The 15038-nt window shown below is 51.6% G+C and carries 19 protein-coding genes and 1 pseudogene; 3 read left to right on the forward strand and 17 right to left on the reverse strand.

Going from position 1 to position 15038, the window contains the following annotated elements; translation table 11 throughout:
* Positions 1-52: 52 nt before the first annotated feature.
* Positions 53-928, reverse strand: coding sequence for a nucleotidyltransferase-like protein (locus R70723_RS27240; protein WP_039877178.1), 876 nt, complete (start codon positions 926-928; stop codon positions 53-55).
* 129 nt (positions 929-1057) lie between these two features.
* Here R70723_RS27240 and R70723_RS27245 point away from each other — a divergent pair, with 129 nt between their 5' ends.
* On the forward strand, positions 1058-1426 hold the full coding sequence (locus R70723_RS27245; RefSeq protein ID WP_039877181.1) for a DUF2614 family zinc ribbon-containing protein: 369 nt from the start codon (positions 1058-1060) through the stop codon (positions 1424-1426).
* A gap of 128 nt (positions 1427-1554) precedes the next feature.
* Here the strand turns inward: R70723_RS27245 and R70723_RS27250 are convergent, their stop codons facing one another.
* The 16 genes and pseudogenes from R70723_RS27250 to R70723_RS27320 all read right to left on the reverse strand — a co-directional run bounded on the left by R70723_RS27250 (position 1555) and on the right by R70723_RS27320 (position 13827).
* Positions 1555-3282: a glycosyl hydrolase family 18 protein gene (locus R70723_RS27250; protein WP_039877183.1), complete on the reverse strand. Its 1728-nt coding sequence runs from the start codon at positions 3280-3282 to the stop codon at positions 1555-1557.
* A gap of 206 nt (positions 3283-3488) precedes the next feature.
* Positions 3489-3920 carry a peroxide-responsive transcriptional repressor PerR gene (gene perR / locus R70723_RS27255; RefSeq protein ID WP_039877185.1) on the reverse strand — a complete coding sequence of 144 codons (432 nt, stop codon included), beginning with the start codon at positions 3918-3920 and terminating at the stop codon, positions 3489-3491.
* Between the two features lie 134 nt (positions 3921-4054).
* Complete coding sequence (locus R70723_RS34435) at positions 4055-5257, reverse strand: DUF4097 family beta strand repeat-containing protein (protein ID WP_442950338.1); 1203 nt, start codon at positions 5255-5257, stop codon at positions 4055-4057.
* A pseudogene (locus tag R70723_RS34440) lies at positions 5243-5422 on the reverse strand (hypothetical protein); the annotation flags it as partial. The gene R70723_RS34435 and the pseudogene R70723_RS34440, both read right to left, overlap by 15 nt.
* Positions 5423-5961: 539 nt before the next feature.
* Complete coding sequence (locus tag R70723_RS27265) at positions 5962-6432, reverse strand: GNAT family N-acetyltransferase (protein ID WP_039877186.1); 471 nt, start codon at positions 6430-6432, stop codon at positions 5962-5964.
* 91 nt (positions 6433-6523) lie between these two features.
* Positions 6524-7969, reverse strand: a complete 1446-nt coding sequence (gene gatB / locus R70723_RS27270; protein WP_039877188.1) for an Asp-tRNA(Asn)/Glu-tRNA(Gln) amidotransferase subunit GatB — start codon at positions 7967-7969, stop codon at positions 6524-6526.
* Between the two features lie 53 nt (positions 7970-8022).
* Positions 8023-9480: an Asp-tRNA(Asn)/Glu-tRNA(Gln) amidotransferase subunit GatA gene (gatA, locus tag R70723_RS27275; RefSeq protein WP_039877190.1), complete on the reverse strand. Its 1458-nt coding sequence runs from the start codon at positions 9478-9480 to the stop codon at positions 8023-8025.
* Positions 9481-9504: 24 nt separating this feature from the next.
* Positions 9505-9792 carry an Asp-tRNA(Asn)/Glu-tRNA(Gln) amidotransferase subunit GatC gene (gatC, locus tag R70723_RS27280; RefSeq protein ID WP_039877192.1) on the reverse strand — a complete coding sequence of 96 codons (288 nt, stop codon included), beginning with the start codon at positions 9790-9792 and terminating at the stop codon, positions 9505-9507.
* A gap of 139 nt (positions 9793-9931) precedes the next feature.
* Complete coding sequence (locus R70723_RS27285; protein ID WP_039877194.1) at positions 9932-10315, reverse strand: hypothetical protein; 384 nt, start codon at positions 10313-10315, stop codon at positions 9932-9934.
* A gap of 145 nt (positions 10316-10460) precedes the next feature.
* Positions 10461-10685, reverse strand: a complete 225-nt coding sequence (locus R70723_RS27290; RefSeq protein WP_039877195.1) for a hypothetical protein — start codon at positions 10683-10685, stop codon at positions 10461-10463.
* On the reverse strand, positions 10682-11011 hold the full coding sequence (locus R70723_RS27295; RefSeq protein ID WP_039877197.1) for a DUF5345 family protein: 330 nt from the start codon (positions 11009-11011) through the stop codon (positions 10682-10684). The genes R70723_RS27290 and R70723_RS27295 overlap by 4 nt, the downstream gene beginning before the upstream one ends.
* Positions 11004-11534: an RNA polymerase sigma factor SigY gene (sigY, locus tag R70723_RS27300; protein WP_039877199.1), complete on the reverse strand. Its 531-nt coding sequence runs from the start codon at positions 11532-11534 to the stop codon at positions 11004-11006. The genes R70723_RS27295 and sigY overlap by 8 nt, the downstream gene beginning before the upstream one ends.
* A 62-nt stretch (positions 11535-11596) precedes the next feature.
* Positions 11597-11827, reverse strand: a complete 231-nt coding sequence (locus R70723_RS27305; protein WP_039877202.1) for a hypothetical protein — start codon at positions 11825-11827, stop codon at positions 11597-11599.
* Positions 11828-12013: 186 nt separating this feature from the next.
* Positions 12014-12646 carry an MBL fold metallo-hydrolase gene (locus tag R70723_RS27310; protein WP_039877203.1) on the reverse strand — a complete coding sequence of 211 codons (633 nt, stop codon included), beginning with the start codon at positions 12644-12646 and terminating at the stop codon, positions 12014-12016.
* A 3-nt stretch (positions 12647-12649) separates the two neighbouring features.
* Complete coding sequence (locus R70723_RS27315) at positions 12650-13216, reverse strand: thioredoxin family protein (RefSeq protein ID WP_039877204.1); 567 nt, start codon at positions 13214-13216, stop codon at positions 12650-12652.
* Complete coding sequence (locus R70723_RS27320) at positions 13213-13827, reverse strand: undecaprenyl phosphate transporter UptA (protein ID WP_039877205.1); 615 nt, start codon at positions 13825-13827, stop codon at positions 13213-13215. The genes R70723_RS27315 and R70723_RS27320 overlap by 4 nt, the downstream gene beginning before the upstream one ends.
* 217 nt (positions 13828-14044) lie before the next feature.
* Here R70723_RS27320 and R70723_RS31735 point away from each other — a divergent pair, with 217 nt between their 5' ends.
* The gene (locus R70723_RS31735; protein ID WP_047171248.1) at positions 14045-14377 is read left to right on the forward strand and encodes an autorepressor SdpR family transcription factor; all 333 of its coding nucleotides are present in this window, start codon (positions 14045-14047) and stop codon (positions 14375-14377) included.
* Positions 14377-15030 (forward strand): SdpI family protein, encoded by a 654-nt coding sequence (locus R70723_RS27330; RefSeq protein WP_047171249.1) that lies wholly within the window; start codon positions 14377-14379, stop codon positions 15028-15030. Before R70723_RS31735 ends, R70723_RS27330 begins: the two co-directional genes overlap by 1 nt.
* Positions 15031-15038: the final 8 nt, after the last annotated feature.

A 15038-nucleotide genomic window follows, 5' to 3' on the forward strand; every position in this document is an offset into this window, starting at 1 on the left:
CTTAGCTTGACCTATTCAGCTCAACAGCATTCGTGCAGTAATCATTTTATATTTATAGTGTATAACGGACTGCCCGGCCTCCGGCAGCATCATCAGCCCATACAGTAATTTCTCTAATCTGTGAACGGGATACCAGCTTGCGCAGCACAAGAGGCAATTCAGCACCAAGCTGGCTGAGACCTGAATGCTGTAACAATTCTTTTATGCTCCAGGACTCTTTGCGGCTTCCGAGAATCTCAAGCAGCAGTCTGCAGCAGTCGGACATTTTGGACATCAGGGCAAACTCACAAGCAAGCAAAATAAGCTCAACTCTCTGATCAAGGGTTTCCTTGCTCACCGTCAGTTCCTCATATAGCTTGTGCACCGGGGTATTCAGACTTTTTACCTGCTCCCATACCGCAGGATTCGGAAAGCACCCGGCCTCACCGACTTCAATACGGGCCCAGTGATACAAGGCCATAAGCACACAATTGTAAGCATCCATCGTATACCCGGCTTCCAGATAACGCTTAGACTTTACATACATATGCAGAAAACGGGCAAATTCCGTAAACAGCACCCGCTCTTTAAGCCCCCCCTGAAAACGCGCTATTTCACGCCGCATTGCTTCCAGTATCCCCTCGGGATCCCAGATCACCTCACCAGACATCAGACTGGTAAGCAGCTCATTATTATCGCCGGCCAACACAGCCCGTTCCAGTGCCGGCAGGCCTACATGAACAGTCTGCGTCCGCCGCTCTCCCGCAACAGTATGAGTCAGTACCCGTTCCTTGTCCTGCTCCTCATGCAGCATCAGTACCACCATATCAAAATCGTGAAGCAGAGCGCTCTGAAACGGAGCATTACCCTTTTGCCGCAATGCTATGGCGCCCAGGACAGTCTCATCAAACGTTTCTCCACTCAATAGGGTCAAATTGGATAGTTCCATGCTTCCCTCCATCAAATTTGGCGAATTTGCATCACGTCAGTTATAATTCTCTTAAATATTAATATTCTACATAGTCATGTCAGTTCCTTCTGGAAGTCCCAACTATATTTTAGTTAGGAGCTAATCGATATGAAGATGAAGTCGGCTAAAATCAATGCTTTTCGCACCTGGGGACTGCTGCTCACCATGCTTGGAATGGGCCTCATGATTGCCGGAACAGCAGGCATTGTATTCTGGGGGTCTGCAGGAAAAATAGCTGCCGCAATCGGACTCGTTATTGGCCTTATCTCTATGACTGCCAGTCTTGCCATCTACTTTTGGGCGGGCATGCTGTCTACGAGCGCTGTCCAGCTGGAATGCCCGGAATGCCGGAAGCTGACCAAGATGCTTGGCAAAACCGACCGCTGCATGTTCTGCCACACCCTGCTTACCCTGGACCCTGCAAAGGCCACTATGACTGCAGAGCAGCTTGAAAGTCAGAAGCTTCAGCATCCTTAGAAAAGCCCATTATGCAATTCTCTTCTTATTATCTTCTCCTCTACTGAAAAATCACTGAAAAATGGCTGCAAACAAAGAAAGGTGCTCCCAAACGGGGCACCTTTCTTTCTTTTGTAAACTAAAAATTGCTATTTGCTTATTTCCTGCAGCGTCTGCCAAGCCTCCAGCGTTCCGAAGCTGCGTGTCCAGGATGCCACTCCGCCAAGTCCGAAGGATTTGGCTAGCTCAACCCGTGATTTCAGGGACACCTTGTCTTCAATCCAGATTTTGTGAAGCGCACCGTCTTCTTTGTACTCCACATAGTTCTGGCCCGCTTTGCTGTCAAAGGAAGGGGTCAGCTTCTTGTCTGCCAGCAGCTCCTGAACAGTTTTCATGCCGACTGCCTTGGAGCTTACCTTCTTCTCCCCGTTCTCCGTTGTCTCGGTCCAGATGCGGGTGTAGAGCGGTACACCGAGAATCAGCTTCTCGGCCGGCACGTCATCCTCCTCAATAATCCGGCTAATCGAGCTCTCCACCCAAGGCAAGGAAGCTACAGAGCCTGCTGTAGGGCTGGACGCCCAATGCTCGTCATACGCCATAACAATCAAAAAGTCCGTGGCTGAGCTGAGCGCTCTACGGTCCAAAAACAGCGACCACATTTCACTGTTGGACTTTGGAGTAACGTCTATGGAGGTAATCAGATTTTTGGCCTGGGCCATCGGCTTAAGCTCCCGCATAAACTGCGTGACGTTGCCGCCGTCCTTGGTATACACATTCTCAAAATCAATATTAATGCCGTCAAGATCATATAAATCAGCATACTCCAGCATCTGAACGATGGTAGTCATCCGCTTCTCATAGCTCGACAAAGCCTCGGTGGTTAAATCTGCATCAAAACTGTTGCTGAGCAGTCCCCAGACTTCCATGCCTTGGCTATGCGCCCACTCAACATAAGCACTGTCGGCCTTACTCCGCACATTACCGTCAACATCCACAATACTGAACCAGGTTGGACTGACCACGTTAACCCCGGGCAGCTCTCCAAAATTAGCCGGGTTAGGCTTACGCTCATATACAGCTTCCCAGAACAGGTTCACAGCCTTCCCTTTCCAGCTGCGCTCTGCACGCGTAGGTACGTACTCCCTCTGTTCCACAGTCTTTTCTCCGTCAGCAGTAATGTCGGCGGTTTTGATAAATCCGGTATAGCCGCTGTTCATCTGTACATACAGCCATTCCTCATTCTCGGCAGCTGAATGCCAGATCCGTACCACTGTACCCGGTGGCATATCCGCAATAATCGGTGCATGAATGGTCGGCCCCTTGCGCAATGCCTTTGTACGACCGCCCTCTTCGCCTTTTACTGTGCCGAGCGGCACGCTTTCTCCGGCTGTCATCAGCAGAACAGCGCCGGTGCCGCTATCCTCCTCTACCTCTAACCCGTACAGCTCCTCCAGGGAAACAGCCGGCAGATAGGTCACCCCATCCTTCTCTTCCGGAGCAAGCCGGAGCTGAACCGGCTCATTATTCAGGCTGGCTGAAGTTGAATCCTCCCGCATATATAGCAAATCATTATCTGTAGACAGAATTACTGACTTGGTGGCCTCTTCATAACGGATAGCCGGATCAACATATTCCTGCAGCAAAGGAAGCGGCAGCAGCAATTCATCGCCGGTGCCACTGGCTGAATAGCCAGTTAACTGGCCCTTTACAAAAACCGGCTGCTTCATACCCTCCCAGTCAGGCTCGATATGCTCACGGTTTGGCAATACATAAAAAGCGACCCAATAAGCGGCTGCGGCGATAATTACAAGTACTGCAAAAAGGCTAAAGCGGCTCCCGCGCTTGCGGGTACGTCCCTGTCTCGGTCTGCTCTCCAATGTATATCCTCCAAAACTATCTATAGATTTAAGTGCAGTTACTAATCTTAAGTATACGCTATGTTTAACACATAGGTTGCGCATATCTGCTGGAAGGGCAGGCATAAAATGGCCCTCTAATCCAGTCAAAACAAAAAACGCGTGATACCCGTTGCCGGATCCCACACGTTATAAATTCTGGCTATCAGCTTAAAATCCTTCTAAGCTTAATGCTTGTTATCGCTGCAGCATTTGCAGACTCCGTACATCTCCATACGCAACCCGTGAACCTTGAAGCCCGTTGCCAGCTCGGCCGCGTGCTCTACCTCATGAAGGGAAGGATAACTGAAATCTTCAATTTTACCGCATTCCTGGCAGATGACATGATAATGATCGGACACATTGGCATCAAAACGGCTGGAGCTATCACCGTAGGTCAATTCACGCACCATTCCGGCTTCCATAAACATCTTGAGATTGTTGTAGACCGTAGCCACACTCATGCTTGGAAACTGCGGCTCCAGCGCACGGTAAATATCGTCTGCCGTCGGATGATTCAAAGCCTCCATCAGATACGTCAAGATTGCATGACGCTGGGGTGTAATACGGACACCGGTAGTCTTCAATTGTTCCAATGCATGCTGTACACCACTACCCATCAATTCCACCGCCTTTAAATTAAACCTTTAATGTACAAAAATAAAACTATAATGCAATTGTAAAACCCCGATTTGAATGTTGTCAACGCAACAGATACATTATATTCATTATTATATAATAAAAATTACTTTTTTCAATATTCCTTCACATTTAAACTGCTGTTTCCTTCCACACGCAGCTTAAACTCGCCGCTGCCCGCTTCGCCGGAAATGGTTTTTTTATCAATGATCAGCCCGTCAATTTCGGAGCTGATATTCCCGTAACCACTGGAACCCTCCACTGTATAATCTGCTGCGGCCGGCAGATACAGGCTGATGTCTCCAACTGCACTATAAACCTCCCAGTCCCCGCCAATCACTTCTGAGCGGATATCAATCGTACCGTTCAGCGACTCAGCATGCAGCTTCGCTCTCGCACCGTCCACCGTTAGATTACCGTTCTTGCTGGACAGGCTGACTTCATCTCCGCTGCCTGCAGCAGAGATATCGCCGACAACAGCAGTCAGCTTGAGCGCACCAGTAACATCCCAGGCATCCATCTTCCCGCCTCCTGTAGAAAGATCAACGCTTCCTTGAACTGTACGGGCACGGACGGCCCCGTTCAGCGTTTTTCCTTTTACATTCCCATAAATACGGTGCAGAATCAGCTCTCCGTTTCCAGTTTCCAGAGCGATATCTTCAATAGCCTCGACATTCTGCAGCGTTATGCCCCCGTTCATCGTCCGGACATCCAGATTAAACCGCCGGTCTTCCGGCAGTGAGATATCCAGGTCGATTCGCGGCTGACGCTTGCCTGAATCACCGTATGCTTTATATTGGGGAGTGATTTTGATAGTCGGGCCTTCCTCTATCTGGACAAAGGATTGTTCTGAAACAGCCTCTGCCTGCGCCCCTTCCAGCTGGTCCACCCACACAGTGGCTGTAATTTCTATGTCCTCTACTGCGGCGCGGTGGATCAGGATATCCCCGTTAATGCCGTCGACTGTAATTTTGGAGGTGTTAAGCTCAACCGGCACAATCAGCGGCGCCTTCTCGTAACGGTTACCTTCAGCTTCCCCGTAATCTACTGCAGCAGCAGTCAGGTTCAGGCTGACCTTGTTCCACAGGTGCAAATAATGCTCCTGCTCAGCCACAATGAATATGCTGGCCCCAAGGATTACAGCCGACAGCAGTCCGCGCAGATCCATCCGGGGTCTCGGTGCATTGGCCATTTTGCCTCTGCGGCGTGTAATCAAGGAAATCAGCAGATATTCCACGCCCCACAGCACTGGAATCAGCGGCCACCATTTGAGCAGCAGCAGCATCGTTTCGGTACCGTTCAGCCAGTCCAGCAGCATAAGAACACCTACGCCTGCCAGCACCGTAACGGCTGTATACCGGCCTACCCGGCGGGGGCGGCGTTCATCGCTCCGGCGGATCAGGATGCTTTTGGCAATTTCACGCACTCCCAGCCACAGCGCACAGAGACTCAGTACTCCCGCAACCGTAACCCCCGCGTAGCTCTCCATATATTGCTGCAGCCAGGGGGGCTTTTGGCGGAAAAGAAACATAAGCGCTCCGCCAACCAGCAGCAGCAGCCCAAAGGAAATCCCAGGTTCGCTGATCCAGGCACGGCGCCCGGATGTCTTGCCCGCTGTTATCGGCAGCTCAGGGTCAGACTCCTCCGGCAGCAGCAGAATACGGTCAGCAGACTGCAGCACATCAAATACATTGTAGAAATAAACAACCGGAATCAGCAGCCCCAGCAAAATAAGCAGCGGAACATTAATCTGCATGCCGATCGATGAGAAATACAGCATAGCTGCTATGTCCAATAAAATGATAAACAGAAAAGAGATCCCCTTACGGAGAAGCCCGAAATAGAGATGCCCGGAACCAGGGATAACAGCCGCGAGCAGTCCTGCTATAAATTTGCGCTTGCGGGGGCGTTTTTTCTGGCGCGGCGGGATTTCAGGCGGCTTAGGCGGCATAACAGATTCATCCTGCTGTTCGGAACTCATATCTGGACTCTTCCTCTCACGAAAGGTATAGTTCTTCCTGCTCAAGGCTTCCCACCCCGGTAAAATTCAATCAGCTCTACTCCGGGAGCCACTTCCTCTACACCCGCAGGAACAAATCCGTGCTTTGTATAGAGGGTTACGGCAGGGTGATTCAGCTTCCCTGTAGATACTATAAACTGCTCCATTGCGGAATACTGTCCGAAAATAAATTCAAGCAGGCCTCCGGCAATGCCCTGGCGGAAATACTCCGGATTCACCATCATCCGGGTAACCGTCAGCCTGCCCGGTGTTTCCTCCAGAACAGCAACGGCGCCCAGTAAATCGCTGTTGTCGTCAAAGCAGCCGTAGAACACCTCTTTTACCGCTGCCAGCATCTCTCTTGTCTCCAGCAGCGGAGGAATTTCATTGAAGCCGATCATTTCCGCCTCCAGCCTGTAGGCTTTGTGCTGAAGACTCCAGAGCTCGCTCAGGGTGTAATCATCCTGCAGATCCAGTCTGACTATTGTATTCATCCTTACATTCCCCTTATATGCCAGCACAGGGCCTGCCGTTGCCGACAAGCCCTGTGCTGAAGATCCTATAATAAATTACCCAAAACCGCTCCTAGCCGTTCAACACTTCAGCCAGAAGTGTATTCACAAGCCCCGGATTGGCTTTGCCTTTACTTTCTTTCATTACCTGGCCGACGAGGAAGCCGATCGCCTTCTGCTTGCCTGCCTTATAATCCTCTACAGACTGCGGGTTCGCAGCTACTACCGCTTCGACAATCTGCTTAATCGCGCCTTCGTCACTGATCTGCACAAGGCCCTTTTCTTCAACAATTACTGCAGGCAGCTTACCGCTTTCCAGCATTTCCTTGAATACGGTTTTGGCGATTTTGCTGCTGATGGTGCCGCCGGCGATCAGCCCGATCATCTCGCCCAGTCCCTGCGGTGTAATCTTAACCTGGGACAATTCGAAGCTGTTGCTGTTCAGATACCCGAGCAGATCGCCCATCATCCAGTTGGCAACAGCCTTCGCATCCTTGGTATAAGCAAGGCTGCCTTCAAAGAAATCAGCCAGCGGCTTGGAGGAGGTCAGCACTCCCGCATCGTAAGCCGTAAGTCCGTATTCCTCGCTGTACCGGGCCTGGCGGGCATCCGGCAGCTCCGGAATGGACTGGCGGATGGATTCCTTCCAGGCATCATCGATATGCAGCACAATGAGATCCGGGTCCGGGAAGTAACGGTAGTCATGCGCTTCCTCTTTGCCGCGCATGGACAGCGTTTTGCCCTGTGCCTCATCCCAGCGGCGGGTTTCCTGCACTACTACACCGCCGTCATCCAGAATCTCGCCCTGGCGGAACTGTTCATATTCTAATCCGCGCAGCACGCCGCGGAAGGAGTTCATATTCTTCAGCTCCGCACGGATGCCGAACTCTTCCTGGCCTACAGGGCGCAGACTGATGTTCGCATCACAGCGCATCGAGCCTTCCTCCATCTTAACGTCAGAGACATCGCAATACTGCATGATCGCGCGGATCTTCTCCAGATAAGCACGCGCCTCTTCAGGTGAACGCAGATCAGGCTCGGAAACAATCTCAATCAGCGGTGTGCCTACACGGTTGAAGTCAACCAGTGAAGCAAAACCGCCGTCAACGTGAGTCAGCTTGCCTGCATCCTCTTCCAGATGAAGGCGGGTAATCCCGATGCGTTTGGTTTCACCATTAACCTCAATGTCAATCCATCCGTTCAAGCCGATCGGCTGATCAAATTGCGAGATCTGGTAGGCTTTTGGCGAATCGGGATAAAAGTAATTCTTGCGGTCGAATTTGCTCACATCACCTATAGTGCAGTTGAGCGCCATAGCCGCTTTCATTGCATAGTCCACCGCCTGGCGGTTCAGCACAGGCAGTACGCCGGGATGGCCCAGGCAGACCGGACAGGTATGGGTATTAGGCGGGGCCCCGAATTCCGTCGAGCAGCCGCAGAAAATTTTGGACTTGGTATGAAGCTCCACATGAACTTCCAGCCCGATGACCGTTTCGTATTTAGACATAAATGATCTCATCCCTTAAAAGTTTTGTGAGCCTGTTCCCTGTACAGCGTATGATCCGGCGGAACTTACAGCTGTGGCCGCTCTTTGTGGTAGCCTGTATTCTGTTCAAAGGCATGCGCAACGCGCAGCACGGTGCTCTCATCAAATTCCTTACCGATAATCTGCAGTCCTACCGGCAAACCTCCGGCAAAGCCGCATGGAATGCTGACCGCAGGAATGCCGGCAAGATTGACCGGAATGGTCAGTATATCGTTCAAATACATAGTCAGCGGATCTTCCGTCTGCGAGCCCAGCTTAAAGGCAGTGGTCGGCGCTGTAGGGCCGATTACCACGTCATACTTCTTGAAAACCTCATCAAAGTCCTGCTTAATCAGGGTGCGCACCTTCTGGGCCTTCAGATAATAAGCATCATAATAGCCCGAGCTCAGCGCATAAGTGCCTAGCATGATCCGGCGTTTCACCTCAGGGCCGAAGCCGCGGCTGCGGGAATTGCGGTACAGATCAAGCAGGCCGCCGCCCTCATCGACACGCACGCCATAACGGACACCGTCAAAGCGGGCCAGGTTGGAGGAGGCTTCCGATGAAGCAAGCAGATAATAAGCTGCCACTGCATATTCCGTATGCGGCAGCGAGACTTCTTCCCATACCGCGCCGAGGCTCTCCAGCACTTTGAGTGCAGACATGACCTGTTCGCGGACAGAAGCATCTACACCTTCACCGATATACTCCTTAGGCACAGCAATGCGGAGCCCGGAAATATCTCCGGTCAATGCGCTCAGATAGTCAGGGATGTCCACCTTTGCCGATGTGGAGTCCTGGGCATCATAGCCTGCAATCGCCTGCAGCACATATGCGGAATCCTCTACATTACGGGTTACGGGGCCAATCTGATCCAGTGAGGAGGCGAAGGCTACCAGGCCATAGCGGGAAACCAGACCGTAGGTTGGCTTAAGCCCGACTACACCGCAGTATGAGGCCGGCTGACGGATGGAGCCGCCGGTATCGGAGCCAAGCGCGAACAGCACTTCACCTGCTGCAACAGCCGCTGCCGAGCCGCCGCTTGAGCCGCCGGGAACATGCTCGAGATTCCACGGATTGCGCACAGCGCCGTATGCAGAATTCTCATTGGAGCCGCCCATGGCGAACTCGTCCATATTCAGCTTGCCGACTGTTACCGCATCAGCCTGACGCAGCTTGGAGACAACGGTTGCATCATAAATCGGCTGGAAATTGTCAAGGAACTTGCTGGCACAGGTAGTGCGCAGTCCCTTCGTTACAATATTGTCCTTAATCCCGGCAGGAAGTCCAAACAGCAGGCCGCGCTCCGCGCCGGAAGCCAGCTTGTCATCCAGTGCACGTGCAGACTGGCGTGCCCCTTCCTCGTTCAGCGTTAAAAACGCATGCACCTTGCTGTCACGCTCGGCAATAGCAGCCAGTGACTGCTCCGTCAGCTCACTGACGGAAATTTCTTTGCCCTGCAGCATGTTATGTAGTTCTGGCAATCGATATTGAAACAGGCTCAACATGTTTCCTCCTTTTTGGTGTGGTTATTCCAGTACAGCCGGAACCTTAAAGTGACCGTCTTCATCATCTGGTGCATTAAGCAGAGCCTCTTCCTGGGACAGGCTCTCCTTCACGGCATCCTCACGCATGACATTGCTGACCTGCAGCACATGCGTCGTCGGCTTCACATTCTCCGTATCCAGCTCATTTAATTTCTCGGCATATTGTAAGATAGCATTCATTTGTTCAGTAAAGGTAGCCTCTTCTTCCGGGCTTAGCTGCAGTCTGGCCAGCTTGGCCACATGCTGCACATCTTTGACAGTAATGCTCATAAAGAATATCCCTCCTGTTTAAAGGGCTAAAGCGCCCGGATAACGTTTTTAATTATATTGTAGAAGCCTGGACAATTCAATGTACTTGTCATTCCGCCCTTATCCGCATAACAAAAAGACCGGCTTGCGCCGGTCCTCCTTAAATCCAAGCCCGGAGATTCACCTGCTTGATGAATTCCGCCTGGGACAAACTCTCTTTAGGGGCTGCTTCCACTTCTTCCGCTTCCGCATCTTCGCCGTTCATCAGGTGATGAAACAGCTTCTCATTATACGTCGACAAAGCATAGTCGATCAATGCTTCATGCGTTGCTCTTTCGGCTTCCGCCTCCAGCAGCTGCTCCTCCGCCTCAATATCCTCCGCGGTAACATAAAAATTCCTGTTAGCCTGAGGGACCCGGATGACGTAATCAAATGCATTGTCAGGATTCCGGTCATAAGCAATCAGGTAGCCGTAGTCTCCGATAGGAAGACTCTGTTCAAACGCGTCAGCAACAATGACAATCTTCTCTCCCAACCGCAGCATCGCCTTACCTCCTGCTCCAAAATCTATCATGGTTCTACTTGTTTCAACAGTCTACTAGAAAAAGCTAGAGCTGTCCAGCAGCAGCAGGAGTGTTAAATGAAAGTTCACAAAAGTTTTCTGAAAATAAACATTTTCAATTAAGGGTTCAGCTTTTCCGTCCGGTTCTCCGGCGGTGTTCCGGCAGCACAACAAACAGCAGGTAAACAATCAGCGGAGTGGGCAATCCGGTCATCCCCCATAATCCCCAGAACCAGGCCGCCCTGCCCTTATCCCTGCTCCGGGCATCTTGGAAAAGCCATGTTCCCTGAATCAGCAATATGGCTGCAATAACAGCCCACAGCCAATAGGGCACATCATGCAGCTCCTTCATTGCCCTCTATCCCCCTGCCGCTGCCTGATCCTTGCCGCTGTCAGGCCGCCAAGTACAGCAAGCGGAATTACCGCCTGGAGAATCCAGTAGACTGCAGGCGCGAAACCAAGAACGGCCAGAACAATACCCAGGAGAAGTATCGCAGCCAGTAAAAACAGCAGCAGCTCCCGGCGGCTCTGGCGCCGTCTGCGGACAGCCTCGGCGGCCAAAAACTGCTGCACCGCCGGTAAGGACGGCGCCGAGATGTCATCATACTGTGCATCCAGCCGTTCCAGCTCAGCGGACAGCTTAGTTAAAAGCTTCTGGTTCCCCGTATCCTCATTCATCCTCTTTAAGCTCCTTTCTCAGCTGCTGCAGGCCTGCAGACACACGCGATTTAACGGTTCCGGAAGGAACCTCTATAATGGTCCCGATCTCTTCATAGCTGTAGCCGTAATAATGCTTGAGCAGTACAGCCACCCGCTGGGGCAGCGGCAGTCTGGACAGTGCATCAAGCACCTCGCTCCACTCCATATTACGGCTCTCGAACCTCCAGCGGATCGCAGCTGTCCCCCGTTCCCGGCGCAGCCACTCTGTTTCCCGCTTCCAACGCCGTTTACGGTCAATGTACAGCCGGGTTGCAATAGTGATCAGCCATGAGGAAAAAGCGGAGGTCCCGTTGTAATGGCCAATCTTCTCCATGGCCCGCACCATAGTATCCTGGGCCAGCTCCTCCGCCAGCGAAGGGTCCATAGTAGCCTTGATTAAATATTTGAACAAGAAGCTGTAATGCTCCCGCAAAAGCGCGGCCAGCGCCGAAGCATCACCCTTCTGTGCCTGCCTGATTAACTCCAGCGTCCCTTCATTCATCAGCCCCCTGTTCCCTCCTTCATTTGTGCACAGCTGTAATACGTGCAGGGCAGCAGGATCGTTCACTCACGGTCCAGGTTATTTTGCAGTTCCCACAATCTGCGCCGCCAGGGCTGATAGCGCCCCCGGCCGCCGGGAAATCCCCAAAAGCACAAATTGCCCGGCGTTTCCCTAACTGCCGGCTTCTCCTTCGCCCTTGGCTGGTAGAACGCCGGTCCCTCTATGCTTTCAGCCTTGAAATCAGCTTCACTTAAATTGGAGTAATCATATAAATCAATAATATCGTTCTTCAATTAACTTCCTCCCATACAAATAAAACCCGTATAAACAGACAAAAAAAGAACGCAAACCGGGATTAGTTCCGCAGTCTGCGTGCTTCGCGAGGTAAATGTTACATTTAATTAACGTTATTGTAGCAACTTTGTATCCTTATGTCTATCCCTATTTTCCCGCTTTTTGTCAGCTGGTAAGAAATAACGTCAAGGCATGGATACGTAAGGATTGTTCCGGCGCTCAAAGCCTATGGTCGTCCGCTGTCCGTGCCCCGGATACACCTTCACTTCTTCATCCAGACGGTACAGCTTGCCGCGCAGTGAATCAACCAGATCACGCTCACGGCCTCCAGGCAGATCCGTACGTCCCACGCCAAGCTTAAACAGGACATCTCCGGAAAAAAGATCGTTCCCGCAAAGGAAGCTCACACTCCCCGGCGAATGGCCCGGAGTATGGAAAACCTTAAAGGTGAGTCCGAGCAGCTCCAGAATCTGGCCCTCGGCCAGATCATATTCCGCAGGCTCCGTACGAATTGGAGGTGATGCCTCAGGCCACATCAGGGAGCCGTTCAGCTTGGGGCTGACCAGCCATTCACTCTCAAGGGCATGTACATAGACAGGGCAGTTTTTGGCTTTGCGTAGCTCATCTACGCCGCCGATATGGTCAAAATGGGCGTGGGTCAGCAGAATAGCCTCAATCTCCATATCCTTGACAGCGCGCAGCAGTGCAGCAGGATTCATGCCGGGGTCGATAATGACACCCCGCTGCGGATCAGCTCCGGTTAGCAGATAGGCATTGGTCTGGAGCGGCCCCAGATTATAGGAACGGATATTCAGCATGGATTAGAAGCCTGAAATCAGAGTGCGCAGTTCATTGGCAATGACTGCATGCGACTCCGTTCCTTCCCCGTAGGCTTGCCCCATGGCCTTGCGCACTTCCGCAATTTTACTGTCATAATCGGCAGCTTCACGGTCCGGGTTCTCCTGCTTGAAGGCACGCATCAGCGTCTGCACATGCTCCGGACGCGGTCCCCAGTGACCCAGCACGTATCCGCCCGTATCGGCAAAGATTACGACCGGCACGGATCTTCCGCCCATGGTAAGAAAATCATCCATAATATCCTGATTCTCCTCAAGAATCAGCACTTCGGTCTTGATTCCTGCGGTCTCCAGAATCCGGAATACAACCGGCACATTGCGAACAACATCACCGCACCAGTCCGCAGCCAGAATGAGCACACGCAGATCGTCACGGTGGTTCAGGCTTTCAAAAAATTCACGGTCTTCTTCCTTATCCCAGGCAAACTTCTCATACCAGGATTCAAACGCCTGCTGGTTTTTGGTCATACTCTCCACGAACTGGCGGGGGGTCAGGCCTTGGCCAAACTTATGGGCTACGTTCTGCTTCATGCTGCACTACCCTTCTTTTTTGATTTATACCACTTAAACAGAAAATAGATAATAATAACGGCAATGGCAACCAGAAGAATCTCACGGGTATATTTACCCGCAACCTCATCAATCGTCTCCCACTTGTCACCCAGGGTATAACCCAGGTATACAAACAGCGCACTCCACGGAATGACGGCCAGTGTAGTCAGCAGCGTAAATTTGCCAAGCGGCATGCGTGAAATACCTGCAGGCACAGAGATCGCATGACGGACGACCGGAATGAACCGGGCGGTGAAAATAACACCGGTACCGTACTTTTTAAACCATTCCTCCGAGTGGTCGATATGCTTTTTGTTGATCAGAATATACTTTCCGTATTTCTCCAGCACCGGTCTTCCCCCGTAGCGGCCGATCCAGTACACAAAAATTTGCGCAATAACACCACCGATTGTACCAAAAATAATCGCTCCGAAGAAATTAATGTCGCCCTGGGAAACGAGATAGCCCCCGAACGCCAGCACGATTTCACTCGGAATAACCTCCAGCATCAGCCCGATCATAATCCCGAAATAACCAAGGCTCTGAATCCACTCAAACAGATGTGAGATCAGATCAGATATAACATGCAATTCCAGCCCTCCTCCCTTGTGCATACAAAATGTTAACTGCCGGAAATCCCGGCATTTTCTGCTCTATGTACCCGGCTTCTACTAGCTTATTCTAGCATATGCCTGCTTACAACTTCTAGTTGGGACACACAGCTGCATATCTGCCATTGACAATTACCGGAATACGTTAGATTATATATTTAGACATTTACCTAAATATCGAAAGGTTGGACAGAAGATGAATGAATCCTTTAAGGCGCTCGCCGATCCAACCCGCAGACAAATTATCCGGCTGCTGCGTGAGAAGGACCGGACCGCCGGAGAGATCGCCGATTATTTTCAGATGACCAAGCCCAGCATCTCCCATCACTTGAGCGCCCTTAAGCACGCAGGACTGGTACAGGATGAGCGCAAGGGGCAGTTTATTGTGTATTCACTCGATACGACTGTGCTCGAAGAGGTTCTGGGGTGGTTTCTGGAGCTGACCGGTACCGGGAAAAGCAGTGAGGCTAAGCTCCCGGCAGCCGGGGATCCCGTCCGTAAGCTTCAATCAGACAAGGAGGAATTGTGATGAAGGATTTTAAATGGAAATGGCAGGACACGCTGATCGTTATTCTCGGTGTGCTTGCACTCGGGTACGCACTGATTAATTACAGCAAACTGCCTGACCAGCTGCCTGCCCAATTCAGCATTACCGGAGAAGTGAACAGGTATTGGCCGAAAAGCTCAATTATTATCCAAGGTGTCCTCCTGGGCCTCGTTCTTCCGCTGGCTATGCAGTTCATCCGGCGGATTGATCCCAAGCAGGACAATTACAGCAAATTTACCGGGGCTTATAAAATGATCCGTCTGGCTATAGCCGTCATGATGGATGCTATGCTGGTGCTTGCTGTGGCCAAAGGACTGAATCCGGATTTTGCTGCAGGCAAGCTTGCCATTGCGGTCGTCGGGGTACTGTTCATCGCGCTGGGCAATTACATGCCGCAGATTAAAGACAACTATTTTACCGGCATCAAGACACCCTGGACGCTTGCGAGCCCTGAAGTGTGGCGGAAAACCCACCGTTTTTCCGGATACATGTGGGTGGCCGGGGGAGTAATGCTCGTGCTTGCTGCCTTTTTACCCCGGACGGTGTCCATCAGTCTCATCATCACCTCTCTGCTGATTGCTGTCATTGTCCCTTATGTTTACTCCTGGTTTATTACTCAGCGGATGAAGGCATAGGGCACTTG

The organism is Paenibacillus sp. FSL R7-0273 (genome assembly GCF_000758625.1).
Lineage (GTDB): Bacteria > Bacillota > Bacilli > Paenibacillales > Paenibacillaceae > Paenibacillus_AQ.

Bases quoted from the DNA above. Each gene is read 5' to 3' on its own strand.
- R70723_RS27295 (WP_039877197.1), bottom strand. From the start codon at position 11,011: ATGAATGAGGATACGGGGAACCAGAAGCTTTTAACTAAGCTGTCCGCT.
- R70723_RS27290 (WP_039877195.1), bottom strand. From the start codon at position 10,685: ATGAAGGAGCTGCATGATGTGCCCTATTGGCTGTGGGCTGTTATTGCA.
- sigY (WP_039877199.1), bottom strand. From the start codon at position 11,534: ATGAATGAAGGGACGCTGGAGTTAATCAGGCAGGCACAGAAGGGTGAT.
- perR (WP_039877185.1), bottom strand. From the start codon at position 3,920: ATGGGTAGTGGTGTACAGCATGCATTGGAACAATTGAAGACTACCGGT.
- R70723_RS31735 (WP_047171248.1), top strand. From the start codon at position 14,045: ATGAATGAATCCTTTAAGGCGCTCGCCGATCCAACCCGCAGACAAATT.
- R70723_RS27315 (WP_039877204.1), bottom strand. From the start codon at position 13,216: ATGAAGCAGAACGTAGCCCATAAGTTTGGCCAAGGCCTGACCCCCCGC.
- R70723_RS27330 (WP_047171249.1), top strand. From the start codon at position 14,377: ATGAAGGATTTTAAATGGAAATGGCAGGACACGCTGATCGTTATTCTC.
- gatC (WP_039877192.1), bottom strand. From the start codon at position 9,792: ATGAGCATTACTGTCAAAGATGTGCAGCATGTGGCCAAGCTGGCCAGA.
- R70723_RS34435 (WP_442950338.1), bottom strand. From the start codon at position 5,257: ATGCTGCTGGACTGGCTGAACGGTACCGAAACGATGCTGCTGCTGCTC.
- R70723_RS27285 (WP_039877194.1), bottom strand. From the start codon at position 10,315: ATGCTGCGGTTGGGAGAGAAGATTGTCATTGTTGCTGACGCGTTTGAA.
- R70723_RS27265 (WP_039877186.1), bottom strand. From the start codon at position 6,432: ATGAATACAATAGTCAGACTGGATCTGCAGGATGATTACACCCTGAGC.
- gatB (WP_039877188.1), bottom strand. From the start codon at position 7,969: ATGAGATCATTTATGTCTAAATACGAAACGGTCATCGGGCTGGAAGTT.
- R70723_RS27310 (WP_039877203.1), bottom strand. From the start codon at position 12,646: ATGCTGAATATCCGTTCCTATAATCTGGGGCCGCTCCAGACCAATGCC.
- R70723_RS27245 (WP_039877181.1), top strand. From the start codon at position 1,058: ATGAAGATGAAGTCGGCTAAAATCAATGCTTTTCGCACCTGGGGACTG.
- R70723_RS27240 (WP_039877178.1), bottom strand. From the start codon at position 928: ATGGAACTATCCAATTTGACCCTATTGAGTGGAGAAACGTTTGATGAG.